Genomic DNA, 20,661 nt, shown 5'->3' with positions numbered 1-20,661 from the left:
GCGGCGCGGCACTCACGCCAGGAAGCACGCACCCAGCACGAGCGCCGCGGCGAACAGGATCAGGGTCATCGCGGCACCGGCCCAGACCGGCTCGTCCAGCTGGCGGGCGCTGTAGCTGCGGAAGAACCACGAGGTGGACATGCGCGGCACCGACCAGTACGCCACCAGCAGCGCGACCAGACCGACCGGCAGGGCGGCGACCCGCACCCAGGTGCGGCGCAGATACGCGAAGTGCTCCGGGCGCAGCCGGAGTCCCAGCACGAAGAAGGGCAGGAACTGAAGGACGCGCATCAGCTGGAGATCGTCCCCGATCCCGGTCGACATCGACGCGAGCGCGGCGACGGCCAGGGAGACGGCCACCGGCCACCGGACCAGCTGCCAGAAAGGGGTGGTGATCCGCCACAGGAACAGGGCGGGCAGGAACCACAGGATCCAGTACGGATCCGCCGGTGTCAGCGGGAAACCGGGGGTCTCCACCGCGCGCTGGAAGAGCGTGTACGCCACCCTTGTTTTCCTGGTGGCATCGTGCGGGGCGGACAGGCCGGCGGAGCGGGAGGCCGAGGTTGCCGACAAGCCGTTCGCCTGCATCGTCGAACAGGAGATTGAGCCCATTGCCGCGACATTCGAGAAGTTCGGAGATGTCGCCTCGGCTTCGTGGTGTCTCATCGGTGCGTCCGGTGATGAGACTGGTCGGGCGCCGGGGCCCACCGACGAACGGCTCGTGGGGATCCTGACCGCCCGGGACGGGCAGGTCGTCGGGAACGCTCTTCGGACGCAGGTTCTGGGCTTCACCGAAGCTGCCCCCGAGGAGATTCCGGTTGAGATTTCGGAGCTGTTGCCTGCCGGAGCGAACTGGGTGGAGAGCGAGAAGTTCAATGCGGATATCACGGGTTCGCTCTACGACGGACGCTTTTTCCTGGACAAGAAGACCAATCGCGTCCTGTTCGACTGCTCGAACCCGGTGAAACCTGGCAGTGGCCCGCCCAACGTGGTCGTGGGCTGAGCGTTCCTCCGAGGCCGGAGGGCTGGTCGCTCCCACCTGGTTTGACCCCCCACCCGGCCGCCCCGTAGTCTTGGCCGTCGGCGTGTTTCTGTGCGCGCCTACTCCTGAGCACCTCACCTTCCGGTGGCCGTCCTCGACGGCGTCGGAGGAGGCCGTTCGTCCCATCCGGATACAGCGGGGCCCCCGGGTCCCGTGCGCGGCTGGCATCAGGAGTCCCGTTCCGAGCGAGAGTGAGATCCGCGTGTACGCCATCGTGCGCAGCGGTGGTCGTCAGCACAAGGTTGCTGTTGACGACATCGTTGAGGTTGACAAGATTCCCACTGCCAAGGTTGGCGACACGGTCGAGCTCTCGACCCTGCTCGTGGTCGACGGCGACGCCGTGACCAGCGACCCGTGGGTCCTGAACGGCATCAAGGTCACCGCCGAGGTCGTGGACCACCACAAGGGCGCGAAGATCGACATCCTTCGCTACAAGAACAAGACCGGTTACCGCCGTCGCCAGGGCCACCGCCAGCAGTACACGGCGATCAAGGTCACCGCTATTCCCGCGGCCGCGAAGAAGTAAGGGACTGAGGAGACATGGCACACAAGAAGGGCGCATCGTCCACCCGTAACGGGCGCGACTCGAACGCTCAGCGGCTCGGCGTGAAGCGCTTCGGCGGTCAGGTCGTGCTCGCCGGTGAGATCCTCGTCCGTCAGCGTGGCACCCACTTCCACCCCGGTTCGGGTGTGGGCCGTGGTGGCGACGACACGCTGTTCGCGCTGGCCGCAGGTGCGGTCCAGTTCGGCACCCACCGTGGCCGCAAGGTCGTGAACATCGTTCCGGTCGCCGAGTAATTCGGTACCCGTAGAGCGATTTCGATCGGTTTCTCGCGAGGGCGGACCTCACTTCCCGTAGGGGAAGCGGGTCCGCCCTTCGCTTGTTCAACTGTCTGAGCGCACGAATTTCCGTACGTACTGGAGGCACCACCATGACCACCTTCGTGGACCGCGTCGAGCTGCATGTCGCCGCGGGTAGCGGAGGCCACGGCTGCGCCTCCGTTCACCGTGAGAAGTTCAAGCCGCTCGGCGGCCCCGACGGTGGCAACGGCGGCCGTGGCGGAGACGTCATCCTGGTCGTCGACCAGTCGGTGACCACGCTCCTCGAATATCACCACTCGCCGCACCGCAAGGCCACCAACGGCAGGCCCGGCGAGGGCGCCAACCGTTCCGGCAAGGACGGGCAGGACCTCGTCCTGCCCGTCCCGGACGGCACGGTCGTCCTCGACAAGAAGGGCAACGTCCTCGCCGACCTCGTCGGCCAGGGCACCACCTATGTAGCCGCCGAGGGCGGTCGCGGCGGTCTCGGCAACGCCGCTCTCGCCTCCGCGCGCCGCAAGGCCCCCGGCTTCGCGCTGCTCGGCGAGCCCGGCCGCTCCGGCGAGATCGAGCTGGAGCTCAAGACCGTCGCGGACGTCGCGCTCGTCGGCTACCCGAGCGCCGGCAAGTCCTCGCTGATCTCCGTACTCTCCGCGGCCAAGCCCAAGATCGCCGACTACCCGTTCACCACGCTCGTCCCCAACCTCGGCGTCGTCACCGCGGGTTCGACCGTCTACACCATCGCGGACGTGCCCGGTCTGATCCCGGGCGCCAGCCAGGGCCGCGGCCTGGGCCTGGAGTTCCTGCGCCATGTGGAGCGCTGCTCGGTCCTCGTGCACATCCTGGACACCGCCACGCTGGAGTCCGACCGCGACCCCATCTCCGACCTCGACATGATCGAGGAGGAGCTGAAGCAGTACGGCGGCCTCGGCGACCGCCCGCGCATCGCGGTCCTCAACAAGATCGACATCCCGGACGGCCTGGACCTCGCCGAGATGATCCGTCCCGAACTCGAAGCGCGCGGCCTGCGCGTGTACGAGGTGTCCGCCGTGGCCCGTACCGGTCTCAAGGAGCTCTCCTTCGCGCTCGCCGAGATCATCGCCACCCAGCGCGCGGCGAAGCCCGTCGAGGAGGCCACCCGGGTCGTCATCCGACCCAAGGCGGTGGACGACTCGGGCTTCACGGTCGAGCTGGAGGAGGACGGCCTCTACCGCGTACGGGGCGAGAAGCCCGAACGCTGGGTCAGGCAGACCGACTTCAGCAACGACGAGGCGGTCGGCTATCTCGCGGACCGGCTCAGCCGGCTCGGTGTCGAGGGTGAACTCATGAAGGCCGGTGCCCGCTCCGGCGACGGCGTGGCGATCGGTCCCGAGGACGACGCCGTCGTCTTCGACTGGGAGCCGACGGTGATGGCCGGCGCCGAGATGCTCGGCCGGCGTGGTGAGGACCACCGGCTCGACGCGCCGCGCCCGGCCGCCGTACGGCGCAGGGACCGGGACGCGGAGCGGGACGACGCGGACAAGGAGTACGACGAGTTCAAGCCGTTCTAGCGGTCCTGGTCGGCCACGCCGCGGTGCCGTCCGGCCCGGTGCCGACTCCCGTTCGGTACCGGTTCGGTTCCGTAACCCTCGATTTCGAGCAGTGACGACTCGATTACATAACGCGAAGACGTGCGCCACCCGGGCCGCGGTCCGCTCCAGCCGGAGCGGACCGCGGCCTTCGTCGTGCGTGTTCCGCGCGACGCGCCGGATGGCCGAAAGCCAACTGCGCGCATTGAGCGATATGGGCGGAATAATGGGTCATGCGGTTTCTTTTCAAGTGCTCGCACAACCGTCGGCCGTGTTCGCCCGTCTTGCATGCGGGGCACAGCCGTGACGGCTGCGTGAACCCGTCCGGAATTTGAGGGGAACTTGGGATGACCGCCCAGGATCCCGACACCGAACGGAGCGTTGATGAAGATCTCCTTCCTCATCCACACCATCTATGGCATCGGCGGCACCATCCGCACCACGCTCAACCTCGCGGAGGAGTTCGCCGACCAGCATGAGGTGGAGATCGTCTCGGTCTTCAGACACCGGCAGGTCCCGCTCTTCGACGTCGACCCGCGCATCACACTCGTACCGCTCATCCACACCTGGAAAGAGTCCCCGGCGTACGAGAAGGACCACCCGCTCCATCTCCAGCCCGCCGAGTACTTCCCGCGGAACGAGGCGCGCTACCGCGAGTACAGCAAGCTGACCGACGAGCGGGTCAGGGACCACTACGCGCACTCGGACGCCGACGTCGTCATCGGCACCAGACCCGGACTCGCCGCGTACGTCGCCCAGTTCGCCCCGGCGAGCGCCGTGCTCATCGGCCAGGAGCACATGACGTACAACCACCACAAGCCCGCGCTGCGCAACGAGATGTACCAGCACATCGACGCGCTCGACGCGTACGTCACCGTCTCCGAGGGCGACGCCGCCGTCTACCGCGCGCAGATGCCGATGCCCGCGACCCGCGTACTCGCCATCTCCAACAGTGTTCCCGAGCCGTCGATCCAGCCGTCCACCGGCTCGGGCACGACGGTCGTCGCCGCCGGCCGGCTGTCCGCCGAGAAGCAGTACAGCGTGCTCGTCGACGCGTTCGCCAAGGTCGTCGCCGTACGCCCCGAGTGGGACCTGCGGATCTACGGCGGCGGCCCGGAGAAGGAGAACCTGCGCCGGCAGATCGACAAGCTCGGCCTCTACAACAGCGTGCGGCTCATGGGCTCCGTCTCGCCCATCGAGCCGGAGTGGGCGAAGGGCGCCCTCGCCGCGTCCACCTCGCGCCACGAGTCCTTCGGCATGACCCTCGTGGAGGCCATGCGCTGCGGTCTGCCCGTGGTCAGCAGCGATTGCGACTACGGCCCCCGGGAGATCCTCCAGCACGGTGTGGACGGCCTGTTGGTACCCGTCTCGGACCCCGACGCGGTCGCCGGGGCGCTGCTCAAGCTCATCGACGACGAGCCGCTGCGCCGCCGGATGAGCGCGGCGGCCGTACGGAACGCCTCACGGTTCGACCCCAGCCAGGTCGCCAAGAAGTACGAAGAGCTCTTCGGCGAGCTGCGGACCGTCGCCGCCCAGCGCGCGGCCGTGGGCGATTTCACGCCGGTCGCCGACTGTGTGGTGGAGTCCGGCGGCGCGCTCGCCTTCTCTCTCGTCGCGCCACAGGCGGCGGCCGTCGTCCACGAAGGGCTGAAGCTGGTCTGTGTGCGCGCCGACATCCGTACACAGGAGCGCGTCTTCCCGCTGTCCGGCAACGGCACGGTCACGATTCCGGCGGACGCGGAGTTCACCGAGGGCGTCTGGGAGTGCTTCGCCGAACTCCCGGAGTCGGGACGGCGGGTACGGATCGCCGCCCGCTCCATCGACCAGCGCGGCGCGATGAGCGCCTGCGAACGCGCGCGGCACGGTGAGCCCGTTCACAATCTCGTCCCGTACGCGAAGCGGCCCCAGAAACATCTCGTGCTCCGCGCCTGGGTCCGGCCGGTCCACGCGGAGGCCGGTGACATCCGTGTCGACGGCAAGCGCATCACGGTCGCGGGCGAGCTGCTCGGCGCCGGAACGATGGCCCAGGAGCCCTCGCTGGTGGTACGCCGACGGAGCAAGCCCGCCGTGGAGTTGACGTACGCGGGCAGCAGGGAGGGGGAGCGCGGATTCCGCTTCACCTTCCCCGCCTCGGGACCGGCCGGACGGCAGGTCGCCAGGTCGGAGTCGTGGGACCTGCTGCTCAAGTACGCCCCGGACGCCGCGCCCGTGAAGGTCGCGCGGGTGCTCGACGACGTGGTGGAGAAGCGCCCGATCTACGAATACCCGGTCACGGAAGTACGCAAGAGCAGGCCGTGGGGACCGGTACGCAGAGTGGTCCGTAAACTGAGGAGCCGGCCGGCCCAGTGGGTGCGGGTACGCATCATGTACATGGGGACCAACGACCTCATCGTCAACGTCGCGGACGCTCCGCTGAAATAGCGTGGTAACCGCGGGAACGGCTGACGAGCAGCGGAATTCCCTTACGTAGCGCTTATATGGCGGTCGGGAAATCGCGGACGCGAAGTAAAGGTCCGGTGGAGGTAACCGCCCGGTCGGCGTGGTGATGTGGTGTCGGTCACGCCGTACTCGGCCGGGCTCGGTCTCAATCTGGCTGGCCAGAGGGTGAACAGATGGTTTCCTGTAGGTGAGGGGCATCGGGCGTCCGCCTTGCGAGACGGTCACGGAGAGTGCGACCATCACAGCGTCCCCCACTCGTCTCAAGGTAGGTCGTTCTGTGTCTGTGCCGCATGCAGCCCATCCCCGCACCACGGCAGTCGTGCTCGCCGGTGGTACCGGCCAGCGCGTGGGCCTGTCGATCCCCAAGCAGCTGCTGAAGATCGCGGGGAAGGCTGTCATCGAGCACACGCTGTCGATCTTCGAGCAGTCGGACTCGATCGACGACGTGATCGTGCTGATGGCACCGGGTTTCGTGCCCGACGTGGAGAAGATCATCGCCAAGGCCGGCCTCACCAAGGTGACCAAGGTCATCGAGGGCGGCCAGACCCGCAACGAGACGACGGAGCGCGCCATTTCGGCGCTGGGCGAGGGCCTCGCCGACGGGGAGGACCGCAACGTCCTGTTCCATGACGCGGTCCGTCCGCTTTTGTCACAGCGCGTCATCAAGGATTGCGTGGACGCGCTCGACCGTTATCAGGCCGTCGACGTCGCCATCCCGTCCGCGGACACCATCATCGTGACCCGCACCCACGGCGGTGACGGTGAGTTCATCACCGAGGTCCCCGACCGCTCGCGGCTGCGGCGCGGCCAGACGCCGCAGGCGTTCAAGCTCTCCACGATCCGCAAGGCGTACGAGATCGCGGCGGGTGACCCCAACTTCCAGGCAACCGACGACTGTTCGGTGGTCCTGCGTTATCTGCCCGACGTGCCGATCTACGTCGTCGCGGGTGACGAGTACAACATGAAGGTGACGCAGCCGGTCGACGTCTTCATCGCCGACAAGCTGTTCCAACTCGCGTCCACCGCCGCACCCGTTCAGGCGGACGAGGCGGCCTACCGCGAACTGCTCTCCGGCAAGACGCTGGTGGTCTTCGGTGGTTCGTACGGCATCGGTGCGGACATCGCCGCTCTCGCCGAGCGGTACGGGGCGAACGTGTACGCGCTGGGCCGCTCCACCACCGGCACGCATGTCGAGAACCCGGAGCATGTCGACGACGCGCTGTCGAAGGCGTACTCGGCGACCGGCCGGATCGACTACGTCATCAACACGGCGGGCGTCCTGCGCATCGGCAAGCTCGCCGAGACGGACAACACGACCATTCAGGAAGCGCTGAACGTCAATTACCTGGCGCCCGTCCAGATCGCCCGCGCGTCGTACAAGTATCTGGCCGAGACCCAGGGCCAGCTGCTCCTCTACACATCGAGCAGCTACACCCGGGGCCGCGCCGAATACAGCCTCTATTCGTCGACGAAGGCGGCCATGGTGAATCTCACCCAGGCCCTCTCGGACGAATGGGCGGGGGACGGCATCCGGGTGAATTGCGTCAATCCGGAACGTACCGCGACCCCGATGCGTACCAAGGCGTTCGGCACCGAGCCCGCCGGCTCGCTGCTCTCCTCGGAGGCCGTGGCGCGTACGTCGCTCGACGTTCTGCTCTCCGAGCTGACGGGACATGTCATCGACGTCCGGCAGCAGGACCCGACCCGGGAAGCATCTTCCGAGGCCTCGGGATTCGAGCAGGCGCTGGCCTCCGTTCTTGACCGCCAGGAAGATGTGTAATAATCCCCCATAAGTTTGCATTAAACGGGCCTTTGCGGTCGCCATTCGGCGAATTGCAGAGGCCCGTGTGCGTGAAGCCCCGGCTTCACAATTCCCGCTAACTGTGAAATAACCGGCACCCTCTCCTGGAGCAGGTTCTTCGTGATTTCGACCGCAATTCGCCTGGCCCGTGTGGGCAGCCGAGCCGAGCTGGCCGCGGCGGCCCTCCTGGGGCTGGGATACCCGTGCGTCATGCTCGCAGCGCTGATCCCGAACCTCTGGTTCTTCGCGGCGGCCTGCGCCGTGACCTACGGTGCGGACCGATATCTGCATCAGCGGAACAGCTATCTGATCAACCGGCTCAACAAGGTCCGGGCCGGCCTGTCGATCCGCTTCCTGGTGCGCCAGTTGCTGCTCGTGCTGCTGCTGGCCCGGATGGGCCTGGCCGAGCAGCCCCTGTTCTACGCGGCGGTCGCCGGTTTCCTGCTCTTCTACGGCATCCAGGCGCCGCAGGGCGCGCTGGCGACCCTGATCCGGCTGCGGCGCGGCATGCCGGTCGTCGCCCGCAACGTGGACCTGCACGCCCTGCGTATCCCGGACGCCCCGCCGAACTACCTGGTCAACCGCTCCGCCGAGAAGATGCTCCACCTCGACGTGTTCGCGATGGCCGGTCTGCTGGCCGCCGCCGAGACCGGCACCGACGCGTACGGCTACGCGGGACTCGGCGTCACCCTCGTGCTGGGCATGATCTACATCCTGCTGCTCGTGCCGTACCTGCGCCGCAGCCGCCGCGTGCCGAAGCCGCCCGCCGTCCTCGGCGCGGTCGACAACTGGCTGCGGGAGTACCAGCCTTCGGTGGTCCTGTACTTCTCCGGCTCCAAGGAGTCCGCCTACCAGGTCAACATGTGGCTGGAGACGCTGGAGCAGTCCGAGGGCCGCCCGCTGGTCCTGCTGCGCGAGCGGGCCATCATGACCCAGCTGGCCCCGACGTGGCTGCCGGTGCTCTGCGTCCCCGGCGGCACGCACCTGATGAACCTCGACCTGTCGTCGGTCCAGGTCGCGCTCTACGCGGCGAACGTCGGCAAGAACATCCACCTGCTGCGCGTGCCGACCATGAAGCACGTCTTCATCGGCCACGGCGACAGCGACAAGATCGCCAGCGTCAACCCGTTCAGCAAGGTGTACGACGAGGTGTGGACCGCCGGCCGGGCCGGGCGCGACCGCTACGCGCTGGCCGATGTCGGCGTACGCGACGACGACATCGTCGAGGTGGGCCGCCCGCAGCTCGCGCCCATCAGGACGAGCGCGGACGCGCCGGGGCACCCCGTACCGACGATCCTGTACGCCCCCACCTGGGAGGGCTGGGACGACAACCCCGGCAACACCTCGCTCCTGCTGGCCGGCGAGAACATCGTCAAGCGGCTGCTGAAGGCCGAGAAGCCGGTCCGGGTCATCTACAAGCCGCACCCCTTCACCGGGATCCGCGACAAGAAGGCCAAGGCCGTCCACGACCGGATCACGGCGTTGGTGAACGCGGCGAACGCGGCACGCGCCGCCGAGCCCCGCTGGGCGAAGGAGAGCGCGGACGCGCAGGCCGGACAGGCCGCCGCGCGCGCCGAGTTGACCCGTATCGAGGAGCGCCTCGCCGCGCTCACCGCCCCCGGCCGCGCCGGCGGCGACGAGTCGGAGGAGTCGCGCGTCTCGCTCGCGGACCATGACCGCCTGGACCGGGCGAAGGCGCTGCGGGCCGAGTGGAACGACGCGTACTGGCGCACGTTCGGGTGGTGGGAGCACAAGGTCGTGTCGGGCGCCGAGCCCAAGCTGTACGACTGCTTCAACCAGTCCGACGGCATGGTTTCGGACATCTCCAGCGTGGTGTCGGACTTCATCGCGAGCGGCAAGCCGTACGCGGTGACCGACTCGGCGCAGCTGGGTGTCGAGGAGTTCAAGCGGCAGAACACCGCCGTACGGGCAGCGGTCGTGCTCTCCAACAGCGCGGCCGAACTGGACGAGTTGCTGGAGGCGGTCGCCGATCCGGCGGCCGACCGGCTGGCCTCGGCCCGGCGCGAGCTGAAGACGTATCTGCTCGGGCCGGACGAGCCGACGTCGATCGAGCAGTTCAACGCCGCCGTGGCCGCTCTGGGTGCCAAGGCCGTGGCCCGCAACGTGGGTGTGGCCCAGCGCCTGGGTGCCCAGGAACAGCCGGGCACGGAGCCGGAACGCGAGCCGGCGGCGGACCCGGAGGCCGAGTCCGAGGCCGCCGCGGCGGCCTCGGCCGAGACGGCGGAGCCGACGGCTGTCCCGGAGCCGGACGGGGCCGGGGCGCCGGTGGCCCGCTGACGGAACGACATGCGTACGGCCCGGACGGCCTCTTGACGGGGCGGTCCGGGCCGTGCCGCGTGCGGCCGGTGCGGGCGGCACGGACGGGTCCTCGTGGGGCGGCGGCCCGCGCTGTGCCCCCCTCCGGGGGCGGTACGGGCCCATGGGCCGGACCTTGTGCGGGGCGGTCCGGACCGTGCGCGTGTGCGGGACGGGCCGCGTCAGCGGGTGCCGGGTGCCGCCCGCTCCGGCGCCCGGACGGCCCGTGCCGCATCCGGTTCCCTGGGCCCCCACGCGGCACGGGGCCCACGCCCCGTACGCGCGCCGGCACGGGGTGCGGCGCCGGCGCAGCGTGGCGTCCACGCCCCTGTCCAGCGCGTGAAACGACCGCGCGCCGCCAGGGCCCGCTGGCATAGATTCGGGCCGTGACAGTGGCAAGGCAGCACGTAACGGAAGCCCGCAGGATCGTCGTCAAGGTCGGGTCCTCCTCGCTCACCACCGCCTCCGGCGGACTCGACGCCGACCGTGTCGACGCCCTCGTCGACGTACTCGCCAAGGCCCGCGGTGGCGGCGAGAAGGAGATCGTCCTCGTCTCCAGCGGCGCCATCGCCGCCGGACTCGCCCCGCTCGGTCTCGCCCGCCGCCCCCGGGACCTCGCCCGCCAGCAGGCGGCGGCCAGCGTCGGTCAGGGGCTGCTCGTCGCGCGGTACGCCTCGTCCTTCTCGCGGTACGGGCTCCGCGTCGGCCAGGTCCTGCTCACCACCGACGACACCAGCCGCCGCTCCCACTACCGCAACGCCTACCGCACCCTCGACCAGCTGCTCACCATGGGCACCGTCCCGGTCGTCAACGAGAACGACACCGTCGCCACCGAGGAGATCCGCTTCGGCGACAACGACCGGCTGGCCGCGCTCGTCGCCCATCTCGTCCGCGCCGACCTGCTCGTCCTGCTCTCGGACGTCGACGGGCTGTACGACGGCGACCCCAGCAAGCCGGGCAGCTCACGGATCGCGCGCGTCGACGGCCCCGCCGATCTGGTCGGCGTCTCGATGGGCAGCGCGGGCAAGGCCGGGCTCGGTACCGGCGGCATGGTCACGAAGGTCGAGGCGGCCAGGATCGCCGCCGCGGCCGGCATCCCCGTCGTGCTGACGTCGGCGGGCCGCGCGGGCGACGCTCTCGCCGGGCGCGACACGGGTACGTACTTCGGCCGAACCGGCCGCCGGTCAGCCGACCGGCTCCTCTGGCTCGCACACGCCTCCACCCCGCAGGGCGCGCTGACCCTCGACGACGGCGCCGTACGGGCCGTCGTCGAGCGCCGCACCTCGCTGCTGCCCGCCGGAATCGCCGCGGTCGAAGGGGAGTTCAGCGCGGGGGACCCGGTCGAACTGCGCGACACGGCGGGCCGCGCCGTGGCCCGTGGTCTGGTCAACTTCGACGCCAAGGAGATCCCTCAGCTCCTCGGCCGCTCCACCCGGGATCTGGCCCGGGATCTGGGGCCCGCCTACGAGCGGGAGGTCGTACACAGGGACGATCTGGTCATCCTGCATCCTTGACCTTCGCCTGAAACGGCTGAAAGTCCGGTTTTTTGGAAGGGACCTTTACCGAAAGCACCCCATGCCCCGCCCAGGGCTGGTCAACTTTGTCTCAGGGGTAAGAGGCGGGGTAGCAGTACGACGAAGCAGCAACAGGAGGCCGCCGGTGAGACGAACGCGCCCGGGGGCGGGGTCCCTCGGGTCAGGAGGAGGCACCTTGCACGCCCGGAGGGCCGCGGGGGAAGAACGGACGCTGACCAGCGTCGGAGCCGGGGCGGACTTCGACGATTTCGACGACGTACAGGATCCGGGCACGTCCCGGCAGACCCAGTCGCGCGGTGAGGACCGCGCGGTGTCGAAGCTGTGGCACATCACGCTCAGCGTGTCGGGTTCAGAGGCGCCGCTCACCGAGGTCAGACGGGGCCTCGAACAGCTCGCCCACGATCACCCGTTCCTGCTGACCAGCAGATACGCCAACGACCACGCGGAGATCCGCTACTGGGAAGAGGCCAGGGATCTGCACGACGCCGCGGCGGTCGCGCTACGGCTCTGGGGCGAGCATCGGTCGAGCGCCAAGCTCCCGCCCTGGGAGATCGTCGGCCTGGAGGTCATCGACCGGGAGACGTACCACCTGCGGATCGCGGAGGGCTATGGTCCGCCCCCGGCGGCACCGGTGGGCGTCCATCCGTTCTGACGGCGGGGGCCGTCCTACACGGTGGAAGCCGCGGCCGTCTCGTAGTACGGGATACGGGGGAAGTGCCCGCAGCACGCGCATTACTCTGCGGGCATGACCTCGCTCTCGCCGTACGACAACCTGACCCCGGTCACCAGGACCGCCTACCGCGCCCGCTCCGCAGCCGCCGATCTCGCCCCACTGCCGCGCTCGGTCAAGGATGACGCACTGCTGGCGATCGCCGACGCTCTTGAGGTCCGTACGCAGGAGATCATCAAGGCGAACGGCGAGGACATCGCGCGTGCCAGGGAAGCGGGCACCAGCGAGGCGATCATCGACCGGCTGACCCTCACGCCCGAGCGGGTGCGGGCCATCGCCGCCGACGTGCGGGACGTGGCCGCGCTGCCCGACCCGGTCGGCGAGGTGGTGCGCGGCTCGACGCTGCCCAACGGGATCGACCTGCGCCAGGTCCGGGTCCCGCTCGGCGTCGTCGGGATCATCTACGAGGCCCGCCCCAACGTCACCGTGGACGCGGCGGCGCTCTGTCTGAAGTCCGGCAACGCCGTCCTGCTGCGCGGCTCGTCGTCCGCGTACTCCTCCAACACCGCGCTCGTACGCGTGTTGCGCGACGCCGTGGGCGGGGCCGGGCTGCCGGCCGACGCCGTCCAGCTCGTGCCCGGTGAGAACCGTGACTCCGTGCGTGAACTGATGCGCGCCCGCGGTCTGGTCGACGTCCTGATCCCGCGCGGCGGCGCCTCGCTGATCCGCACGGTCGTCGAGGAGTCCACCGTCCCCGTCATCGAGACCGGCACCGGCAACTGCCATGTCTACGTGGACGCCGAGACCGATCTCGACATGGCCGTCGACATCCTCATCAACTCCAAGGCCCAGCGCCCCAGCGTCTGCAACGCCGCCGAGACGCTCCTGGTCCACCAGGACATCGCCGCCGCGTTCCTGCCGCGCGCGCTGGACGCGCTCGCCGCGGCCGGGGTCACGGTCCACGCGGACGAGCGGGTGATGGAGTACGCGCAGGCGGCGGGTGGCACGGAGGCCACCGTCGTGGCGGCCACCGCCGAGGACTGGGAGACCGAGTATCTGTCGTACGACATCGCCGCCGCTGTCGTCGATTCGCTGGAGAGCGCCGTCGCGCACATCCGGCTCTGGTCCTCCGGCCACACCGAGGCCATCGTCACCACCTCACAGGCGGCGGCCCGCCGTTTCACCCAGTTGGTCGACTCCACGACGGTCGCCGTCAACGTGTCGACGCGGTTCACCGACGGCGGCCAGTTCGGCTTCGGCGCCGAGATCGGCATCTCCACGCAGAAGCTGCACGCGCGGGGGCCGATGGGACTGCCCGAGCTGACCTCGACCAAATACATCGTGACGGGAGACGGTCACACACGGTAGCCGGAAGCGGAATCCTGGGGAATCTGCACTGTCTCTGCCGAAAACGTCCTTCCCGGTCTACTCTGAGAAGGTGCCGGACGACGTGGGGGGCAAGCCGTTCCCGGACGGCTGGGAGCCTGACGACGACCGCGGAGGCGCGGACGAGGACTTCGCCTCCGTGGTGTTCGACGAGGAATTCATCCGGGCCGCACCCGTCCACGAACCGACCGCCGTCGAGCGGCTGCTGGCCGCCGCGCAGGCGCGCGCGGAAGCCGAGGCGGCCCGCGCCCGGTCCTACGGGGGCGCGTCGGACGACGACCGTTACGAGGACGGCTACGGCCCGTCGGGCGAGTACGCCGACGAGCGGCTGTACGGCGGCGCCTACGACCCGGACGACCCTGACGGCGAATTCGGCCCTTACGGACGCCACGGCGGCTCCCTGCGTCCCTACCGGGGCCACGCCCGCTGGCACCGGCCCGTCGCCTGGATCCTCGCCGTCGTGATGGGCATCGGGATGGTCGCCCTCGCGTTCACGGCCGTCTACCGCGGGGCGTCCGGCAACCGCCAGGACCGGGTGCCGCCGCCCGCCACGACCGGCGTCGACACGTCGCGCGGCTCGGACGGACCCACCGCCCCGACGGAGTATTCGGTCCCCGAGGTCTCGGCCGTGCCGCGCAGCACGCCCTGAACCGCGTGCGGCGCCCTTGAGAACCTCGCGCGTACCCAGATAAGTACGCTCCGACGCCCCATGGCTCCAGTCGTTCTTGAGAACGGCGTCCGAGTTTATGTTCGGCCGAGCCGACCTAACCTGAAGGTATGGCAGGGCGCGGAGACCCACCCGAGGGCACTCCTGAGGGAACCCCCGGCGGTGGTGAGGACGAATACCGATCCGTCGTCTTCGACGAATCGTTCGTCCGTGCTGCCCGGCTCCAGGAGTTCTCCGCCCAGGAGCGGATGGGCGACCACTCGCATGCCGTACGCAGACGTGACCCCGCCGAGAGGCCCGGGGCCGGCTCGCTGACTCCCCGGAGGGGATCGGTCCAGGCGCTGCTTCTGGTGCTGGTGGTCGCCGTGGCCTTCGGCACCGCCGTCTATGTGGGTGTACGGCCCCCGTACCGGCCGCCGTTCACCCGTTCGGCGGAACCACTGCGTATGACGGTCATTCCGCTCGCCCCGCCCGGCGAGGTGCCGGGCGGCGACCCCAAGAGTCTGTTGCGGCGAAGTCCCGCCGCGGAGTTCGGCACAGGCGCCTCCGGCATCCCACTGCCACTGGCACGCCGCACACCGCACTTCACGGAGAACGAGGTGATGGCCGCGCTGGCCACGGCCAAGGACTACCTCGTCGCCTCGTCCCTCGACCCGGACGTCCTGACCGGCACGGAACGGCGCTCGGTGCGGGTGATGCTGGATCCGGGGCAGCTCGCCCAGTTCGACCAGACCTTCGCCGAGCCCGACGACGACGGCAGACACGCCCCGGCGGGCTGGCTGGTGCGTTTCGACCCTTCGAGGGTGGCGCTCGCCGAATCGGCCGTCCGGGTCAGGGGCACGCTCCGCTTCGCGGAGTCCGCGCCCGGCACGATCGACGTGCTCTCGGACCACACCTTCGTCTACGCGCTGAGACCGGCCGGAAAACCGGCGGGTCAGGACGCGTCGCTCTTCACCGTCCGGCGGACCCTGCACTTCCGTCTCGACCGCGAGGATCTGCCCAGACATCAGGCCGAGTTGGTGACCAGTGAGATACAGGCGGGACCGCAGGCCTGCTCGACCGAGCCCCCGACCACCCTGAGACCCCTGCTGGCCGGGGCCAGGGCGACGCCCACGGGACCGGCGGGCACCGATCCGTACGTGAAGGGACCGCCCTCCGCCGGGCTGTGCGGCGTCCTCGACAACAGCGCACAGCCCCGCGGCTGATCCCCGTCCGGGCAGCGGTGGCCCGGCTACTTCCCGTCGTCGGCGGGCTTGGCGCCGTTGCCGTTGGTGCTGTCACCGCCCGCGCCGCCGCCGCCGCTGCCGCCCGCGTTGCCCGACGAACCGCCCGTGAACCTGTCCCGGAGCTTGCCGCCGATGTCGCCCGCGCCGCCGGCGATGTCGCCGACCAGCTTCATCAGCGGGTCCTTGCTGGTGCGGACCGAGTCCGCGTAGTGCGAGGCGGAGTCACGGAACGAGTCGCTGACGGAGGTGTCCTTGTCCTCCGTACGACGCGGGTAGTGCCCGTCCATGATCCGCTGGAAGTCGCGGCTCTCGCCCCACTTCTTCAGCTCGGCGGCGCGCACCGTCGTGAAGGGGTGCGTACGCGGCAGAATGTTAAGGATCTTGAGCACGGAGTCACGGAGATCGCCCGCCGCCTCGTACTCCCGCGCCTGCTCCAGGAACGCGTCGACGTTCATCTCGTGCAGATGATTGCCGCCCGCGATCTTCATCAGGCCGCGCATCGATGCCTGGGGGTCCTGGCCGACCAGCAGCCCCGCCCGGTCCGCCGACAGCTCCGACTTGCGGAACCACTCGCGCAGCGCCGACACGATCGCCATGATCGCGACATTGCCGAGCGGGATCCAGGCGACCTTGAGGGCGATGTTCGTGAGGAACAGCAGTATCGTCCGGTAGACCGAGTGCCCGGACAGCGCGTGGCCCACCTCGTGGCCGACGACCGCCCGCATCTCCTCCTCGTCCAGCAGCTCGACGAGACCCGTGTTGACCACGATGATCGGCTCGTCGAGACCGATGCACATGGCGTTGGGCGTCGGGTTCTGCGCGACGTACATCGAGGGGACCTTCTCCAGGTCCAGGATGTAACAGGCGTCCAGCAGCATCGTGTGCAGATGCGCGAACTGCACATCGCTGACCCGCACCGAGTCGGAGAGGAAGAGCAGCCGCAGGCTGCGCTCCGGCAGCAGGCCGCTCATCGCCTTGAAGATCGTGTCGAAACCGCTCAGCTTGCGCAGCGCGACCAGGGCCGACCGGTCCGCGGGATGTTCGTACGCCCGTGAGGAGATACCGGGGAAGCGCTTGCGCTGCCTGCTCGGCACATTCTCGTGACTGGCTGCGTCGTGGCTGTCTTCGGTCATTGAATTCCCCTGTTCGTACGAGTCATCGGCTCGTCCCCCTGACAGCCCCCACCGTATGCGCTGCGACTACGGTTGTCCGGGGGCCGCTGTGCGCCGTCGTCGACAACAACGTCCGAGTCGGCGTGAGGGTGCCCGGCGGACCCGCATACGATGTGCGCGAAGTCTCCGCTCCCGATCGAATAGGTCCCGCCGAAGATGAGCCTCTACAGCACCGCAGCCAGCATGGTCACCGTCGCCGCCGAGGGCGGCGAGCACGGCGGCAACCACGAGAGCCTCAGCGCGTACCTCACCGGTGGCGGCGCGCTGTTCGCGCTGCTTCTGGCACTGTGGATCACCACCCGCTTCAACCGCGACCGCTGAGACGGGACCGTAACGCCGTGCCAGTAGGCTCCGCAGGCATGGGAAATCAGGCAGCGCCGGCCGGCGCGGGACAGAACGGCGGACGCCGTCTCGGGGTGATGGGCGGGACGTTCGACCCGATCCACCACGGGCACCTGGTGGCGGCCAGCGAGGTGGCCGCGCTGTTCAACCTCGACGAGGTGGTGTTCGTACCGACGGGACAGCCGTGGCAGAAGACCCACTCGGCGGTCTCGCCGGCGGAGGACCGGTATCTTATGACGGTCATCGCGACGGCTTCCAATCCGCAGTTCTCGGTCAGCCGTATCGACATCGACCGTGGCGGTAAGACCTTCACCACCGATACGCTGCGGGACCTGCACTCCCTGCACAGCGACGCGGATCTCTTCTTCATCACCGGGGCTGACGCGCTGTCCCAGATTCTCAGCTGGCGGGACGCCGAAGAGCTGTTCGCGCTGGCCCACTTCATCGGTGTCACCCGGCCCGGACACGATCTGACGGACGACGGACTGCCCAAGGGCGGCGTCTCGTTGGTGGAGGTTCCCGCGCTGGCGATCTCGTCGACCGACTGCCGGGCAAGGGTCGCGCAGGGCGATCCGGTCTGGTATCTGGTGCCGGACGGTGTGGTGCGCTACATCGACAAGCGCCAGTTGTACCGCGGCGAATGAGCCACGGAGAGGGGCACCGGTGAACGACCAGCAGCCGTACGACCCGTACGACCCGTATTACACGCAGCCGCAGATCGTGGGCTACGACGAGTACGGGCAACCGGTGTACCAGCAGCAACAGCAGCAACAGCAGCAACAGCAAGACGGGCAGCAACAGCAGCCTCAGGGGCAGCAGTACGACCCGTACGCGCAGCAACAGCAACAGCAACAGCAGCAGCAAGAGCAGCAGGGGTACGGCTACGACCCGTACGGCGGGCAGCAGGCTCCGTACGACCCGTACGCACAGCAGCAGGGCTACGGCTACGACACCGGCCAGCAGCCCGCCGCGGTCGACACGACGCAGTGGAACATCCCGCAACAACAGCAACACCCGCAGCAGCAGCAGTCGGCGCCGGTCGAAGAACCCGCGCAGGCACCCGCGCCGGCACCCTCACCCGCCCCGGCTCCCGAGCCCGCCGTGCCGGGGCAGCGGCGGTCCGCGCCCGACGGCGACTACAAGACCGAGCAGTTCTCCTTCATAGAAGAACCCGACGCCGAGTCCGAAGACGTCATCGACTGGCTCAAGTTCACCGAAAGCCGCTCCGAACGCCGCGAGGAGGCCCGCCGCCGCGGCCGTAGCCGCGTCGTCGCCCTGGTCGTCGTGATGGCGCTGGTGGTCGCCGGCGGCGTCGGCTACCTCTGGTACGCGGGCAAGCTGCCCGGCTTCTCGGCGGACGAGGAGAAGCAGAACACCGCCACCGGTCCGCAGAAGCGCGACGTGATCATGGTGAATCTGCACAACACCAAGGACAAGGCCACCTCCACGGCGCTGCTCGTCAACAACTCCACGACCAAGCAGGGCACCACTGTCCTGCTGCCCAACTCCACTCTCGTCGCGGACGGGGAGACCGGCGTCACCGGCACCCTCGCCAAGTCCGTCGCCGACAGCGGCTCCCAGAGCACCCGCGAGTCCGTCGACACCCTGCTCGGCACCAAGATCTCCGGCACTTGGCGGCTCGACACCCCGTATCTGGAGAATCTCGTCGAGCTGGTCGGCAACATCGACATCCCCACGAACGTCGAGGTCCCGGCCGCCAAGAAGGGTGAGGACCCGCTGGTCACCAAGGGCGAGGAAGAGACGCTGAACGGGCAGGCGGCCGTCGCGTACGCCACCTTCCTGGGACCGGACGAGCCCGAGGTGAAACAGCTGGAGCGGTTCGGCGCGGTCATGCAGGGCGTCCTGCGGAAGATCTCGGAGGACCCGAAGGGCGCGACGATCACCGTCGAGACCCTGGCGCAGATCCTCGAACCCCCGATGACCGAGCAGGACCTGGGCGCGGCCCTCGCGAACCTCGCGGCGCACGCCAAGGTCGGCGACTACAAGACGACGGTCCTGCCGGTGGGCGAGGACGGCTCCCTCGGTAAGGAGGCGACCGACACCGTTGTCAAGGACATCCTCGGCGGCACCGTCAGTGCTCCCGAGGAGGGTGCCGCTCTGCGGGTCGGTGTGAAGAACGCCACGGGCGACAAGGCGGACACGGACGCCGCCCGGGTCTCGATCATCAACGGCGGCTACACCTTCGTCGACGGAGGTACGGCCGATCCGGCCGATTCCTCGCAGGTCACCTACGGTGACGCGAAGAACAAGGCGCAGGCGGAGGAGGTCGCCAAGACGCTCGGCCTGCCGGTGAGCGCGGTCAAGAAGGACAAGGCCCCGCCGAACGCGGATGTCCTGGTCACTCTCGGCGGAGACTACGAAAGCGGCTGATCAAAACGCTGCGTCGGCTTGTCGGCGGTCCGTGAGACCCTGGGGGTCTCCAGACCGCCGACGAAAGCATCGCCTGTGACCGCCACGGACCGCTCCATCGAGCTCATCAACGCCGCCGCTCAGGCGGCAGCAGACCGGCTCGCGCACGACATCATCGCGTACGACGTCAGTGACGTGCTGTCGATCACCGACGCGTTCCTGCTCGCCTCCGCGCCCAACGACCGTCAGGTCAAATCGATCGTGGACGAGATCGAGGAGCGTCTGTCCAAGGAGCTCGGCGCCAAGCCGGTGCGCCGTGAGGGCGACCGCGACGCCCGCTGGATCCTCCTGGACTACGTCGACATCGTCATCCACGTCCAGCACAGCGAGGAGCGGGTCTTCTACGCGCTCGAACGCCTCTGGAAGGACTGCCCGGAGCTGCCGCTGCCGGAGGACGCCGTCAAGACCCGTGGCAAGGGCGCCGAGCACGCGGATGTGAACGGTTCCATGGAAGGTGAGCTGAGCTGAACGGCAGCAAAGGCGGCAGAGGCCGCCGCGTCATTCTGTGGAGGCACGGCCAGACGTCCTGGAATCTGGAGCGCCGTTTCCAGGGCTCCACGGACATCGAGCTGACGGAGACCGGCGTCGCGCAGGCGCGCCGCTCCGCCCGGCTGCTGGCGTCGCTGCGGCCGGACGCGATCGTCGCCTCCGACCTCCAGCGCGTCGTGGCCACGGCCAACGAGCTGGCCGCGCTGACCGGGCTCCCCGTCAGCTACGACTCCGCGCTCCGTGAGACCTACGCCGGCGCCTGGCAGGGCCTGACCCACGAGGAGATCGTGGAGCGGTTCGGCGAGCAGTATCTGGCGTGGAAGCGCGGCGAGCCCGTCCGGCGCGGCGGCGGCGAGCTGGAGACCGAGGTCGCCGACCGGGCCGCGCCCGTCGTGCTCCACCACGCGGACAAGCTCCCCGACAACGGCACGCTCGTCGTGGTCAGCCACGGCGGCACGATCCGTACCACGATCGGCCGGCTGCTCGGTCTGGAGGCGCACCACTGGGAAGGTCTCGGCGGGCTCTCCAACTGCTGCTGGTCCATCCTGGGCGAGGGTGTGCGGGGCTGGCGTCTTCAGGAGCACAACGCGGGCACGCTCCCCGAGCCGGTGCTCGGCGACGACGACTGAACGACCGGCCGCCGCGCGGGCGGCGGGCACCCGTGGTGAGGGCCGCCGGACCTCGGCGGACGTGATTTCACTTTCCGGCTGACCGCAGGCTAAAGTTCTTCTTGTTCACAGCGCGGAGCGCGAAGAACAT

Annotated in this window: 19 protein-coding genes; 17 read left to right on the top strand and 2 right to left on the bottom strand. The window is 69.2% G+C overall.

Annotated features, from left to right (window positions below; genetic code table 11):
- Positions 1-12: 12 nt before the first annotated feature.
- A complete protein-coding gene (locus ACIBBB_RS09855) occupies positions 13-504 on the bottom strand; it encodes a hypothetical protein (RefSeq protein WP_398980482.1) in 492 nt (163 codons plus the stop codon).
- Between ACIBBB_RS09855 and ACIBBB_RS09850 the strand changes: the two genes are divergently transcribed.
- The 12 genes from ACIBBB_RS09850 (at position 494) to ACIBBB_RS09795 (ending at position 15,448) form a co-directional block, all read left to right on the top strand.
- Positions 494-1,003, top strand: coding sequence for a hypothetical protein (locus tag ACIBBB_RS09850; protein ID WP_398980481.1), 510 nt, complete (start codon positions 494-496; stop codon positions 1,001-1,003). The two genes, ACIBBB_RS09855 and ACIBBB_RS09850, sit on opposite strands and share 11 nt — an antisense overlap.
- A gap of 241 nt (positions 1,004-1,244) precedes the next feature.
- Entirely contained in the window at positions 1,245-1,568 is a 324-nt protein-coding gene (rplU, locus tag ACIBBB_RS09845; protein ID WP_078077375.1) for a 50S ribosomal protein L21, read from the top strand.
- Between the two features lie 14 nt (positions 1,569-1,582).
- Entirely contained in the window at positions 1,583-1,840 is a 258-nt protein-coding gene (gene rpmA / locus ACIBBB_RS09840) for a 50S ribosomal protein L27 (protein ID WP_189108309.1), read from the top strand.
- A gap of 134 nt (positions 1,841-1,974) precedes the next feature.
- Complete coding sequence (gene obgE, locus ACIBBB_RS09835; RefSeq protein WP_398980480.1) at positions 1,975-3,411, top strand: GTPase ObgE; 1,437 nt, start codon at positions 1,975-1,977, stop codon at positions 3,409-3,411.
- A gap of 402 nt (positions 3,412-3,813) precedes the next feature.
- Positions 3,814-5,850 carry a glycosyltransferase family 4 protein gene (locus ACIBBB_RS09830; protein WP_398980479.1) on the top strand — a complete coding sequence of 679 codons (2,037 nt, stop codon included), beginning with the start codon at positions 3,814-3,816 and terminating at the stop codon, positions 5,848-5,850.
- Between the two features lie 295 nt (positions 5,851-6,145).
- Positions 6,146-7,648: an SDR family NAD(P)-dependent oxidoreductase gene (locus tag ACIBBB_RS09825; RefSeq protein ID WP_398980478.1), complete on the top strand. Its 1,503-nt coding sequence runs from the start codon at positions 6,146-6,148 to the stop codon at positions 7,646-7,648.
- Positions 7,649-7,789: 141 nt separating this feature from the next.
- Positions 7,790-9,967 (top strand): hypothetical protein, encoded by a 2,178-nt coding sequence (locus ACIBBB_RS09820; protein ID WP_398980477.1) that lies wholly within the window; start codon positions 7,790-7,792, stop codon positions 9,965-9,967.
- Between the two features lie 404 nt (positions 9,968-10,371).
- Complete coding sequence (gene proB / locus ACIBBB_RS09815; RefSeq protein WP_398980476.1) at positions 10,372-11,499, top strand: glutamate 5-kinase; 1,128 nt, start codon at positions 10,372-10,374, stop codon at positions 11,497-11,499.
- A gap of 145 nt (positions 11,500-11,644) precedes the next feature.
- Positions 11,645-12,172, top strand: a complete 528-nt coding sequence (locus ACIBBB_RS09810) for a hypothetical protein (RefSeq protein WP_398980475.1) — start codon at positions 11,645-11,647, stop codon at positions 12,170-12,172.
- A gap of 93 nt (positions 12,173-12,265) precedes the next feature.
- A complete protein-coding gene (locus ACIBBB_RS09805; RefSeq protein ID WP_398980474.1) occupies positions 12,266-13,558 on the top strand; it encodes a glutamate-5-semialdehyde dehydrogenase in 1,293 nt (430 codons plus the stop codon).
- A 70-nt stretch (positions 13,559-13,628) separates the two neighbouring features.
- Positions 13,629-14,225 (top strand): hypothetical protein, encoded by a 597-nt coding sequence (locus tag ACIBBB_RS09800; protein WP_398980473.1) that lies wholly within the window; start codon positions 13,629-13,631, stop codon positions 14,223-14,225.
- A gap of 128 nt (positions 14,226-14,353) precedes the next feature.
- Positions 14,354-15,448: a hypothetical protein gene (locus tag ACIBBB_RS09795; protein ID WP_398980472.1), complete on the top strand. Its 1,095-nt coding sequence runs from the start codon at positions 14,354-14,356 to the stop codon at positions 15,446-15,448.
- Between the two features lie 26 nt (positions 15,449-15,474).
- Here the strand turns inward: ACIBBB_RS09795 and ACIBBB_RS09790 are convergent, their stop codons facing one another.
- Complete coding sequence (locus ACIBBB_RS09790) at positions 15,475-16,602, bottom strand: M48 family metallopeptidase (protein WP_398980470.1); 1,128 nt, start codon at positions 16,600-16,602, stop codon at positions 15,475-15,477.
- 195 nt (positions 16,603-16,797) lie between these two features.
- Here ACIBBB_RS09790 and ACIBBB_RS09785 point away from each other — a divergent pair, with 195 nt between their 5' ends.
- The 5 genes from ACIBBB_RS09785 to ACIBBB_RS09765 all read left to right on the top strand — a co-directional run bounded on the left by ACIBBB_RS09785 (position 16,798) and on the right by ACIBBB_RS09765 (position 20,531).
- The gene (locus ACIBBB_RS09785) at positions 16,798-16,962 is read left to right on the top strand and encodes a hypothetical protein (RefSeq protein WP_189108299.1); all 165 of its coding nucleotides are present in this window, start codon (positions 16,798-16,800) and stop codon (positions 16,960-16,962) included.
- A 38-nt stretch (positions 16,963-17,000) separates the two neighbouring features.
- The gene (nadD, locus tag ACIBBB_RS09780) at positions 17,001-17,627 is read left to right on the top strand and encodes a nicotinate-nucleotide adenylyltransferase (RefSeq protein ID WP_398980469.1); all 627 of its coding nucleotides are present in this window, start codon (positions 17,001-17,003) and stop codon (positions 17,625-17,627) included.
- Between the two features lie 19 nt (positions 17,628-17,646).
- Entirely contained in the window at positions 17,647-19,374 is a 1,728-nt protein-coding gene (locus tag ACIBBB_RS09775; RefSeq protein WP_398980467.1) for an LCP family protein, read from the top strand.
- A 75-nt stretch (positions 19,375-19,449) separates the two neighbouring features.
- Positions 19,450-19,881 (top strand): ribosome silencing factor, encoded by a 432-nt coding sequence (rsfS, locus tag ACIBBB_RS09770; protein ID WP_189108296.1) that lies wholly within the window; start codon positions 19,450-19,452, stop codon positions 19,879-19,881.
- Positions 19,878-20,531, top strand: a complete 654-nt coding sequence (locus ACIBBB_RS09765; RefSeq protein ID WP_398980774.1) for a histidine phosphatase family protein — start codon at positions 19,878-19,880, stop codon at positions 20,529-20,531. Before rsfS ends, ACIBBB_RS09765 begins: the two co-directional genes overlap by 4 nt.
- The last annotated feature ends 130 nt before the right edge of the window (positions 20,532-20,661 follow it).

The sequence above is a fragment of the Streptomyces sp. NPDC051217 genome (assembly GCF_044455465.1).
In the GTDB taxonomy this organism is placed as follows: domain Bacteria; phylum Actinomycetota; class Actinomycetes; order Streptomycetales; family Streptomycetaceae; genus Streptomyces.
The sequence above is the reverse complement of the archived record's forward strand: the minus strand, read 5'-3'. Positions and strand labels throughout refer to the sequence as shown.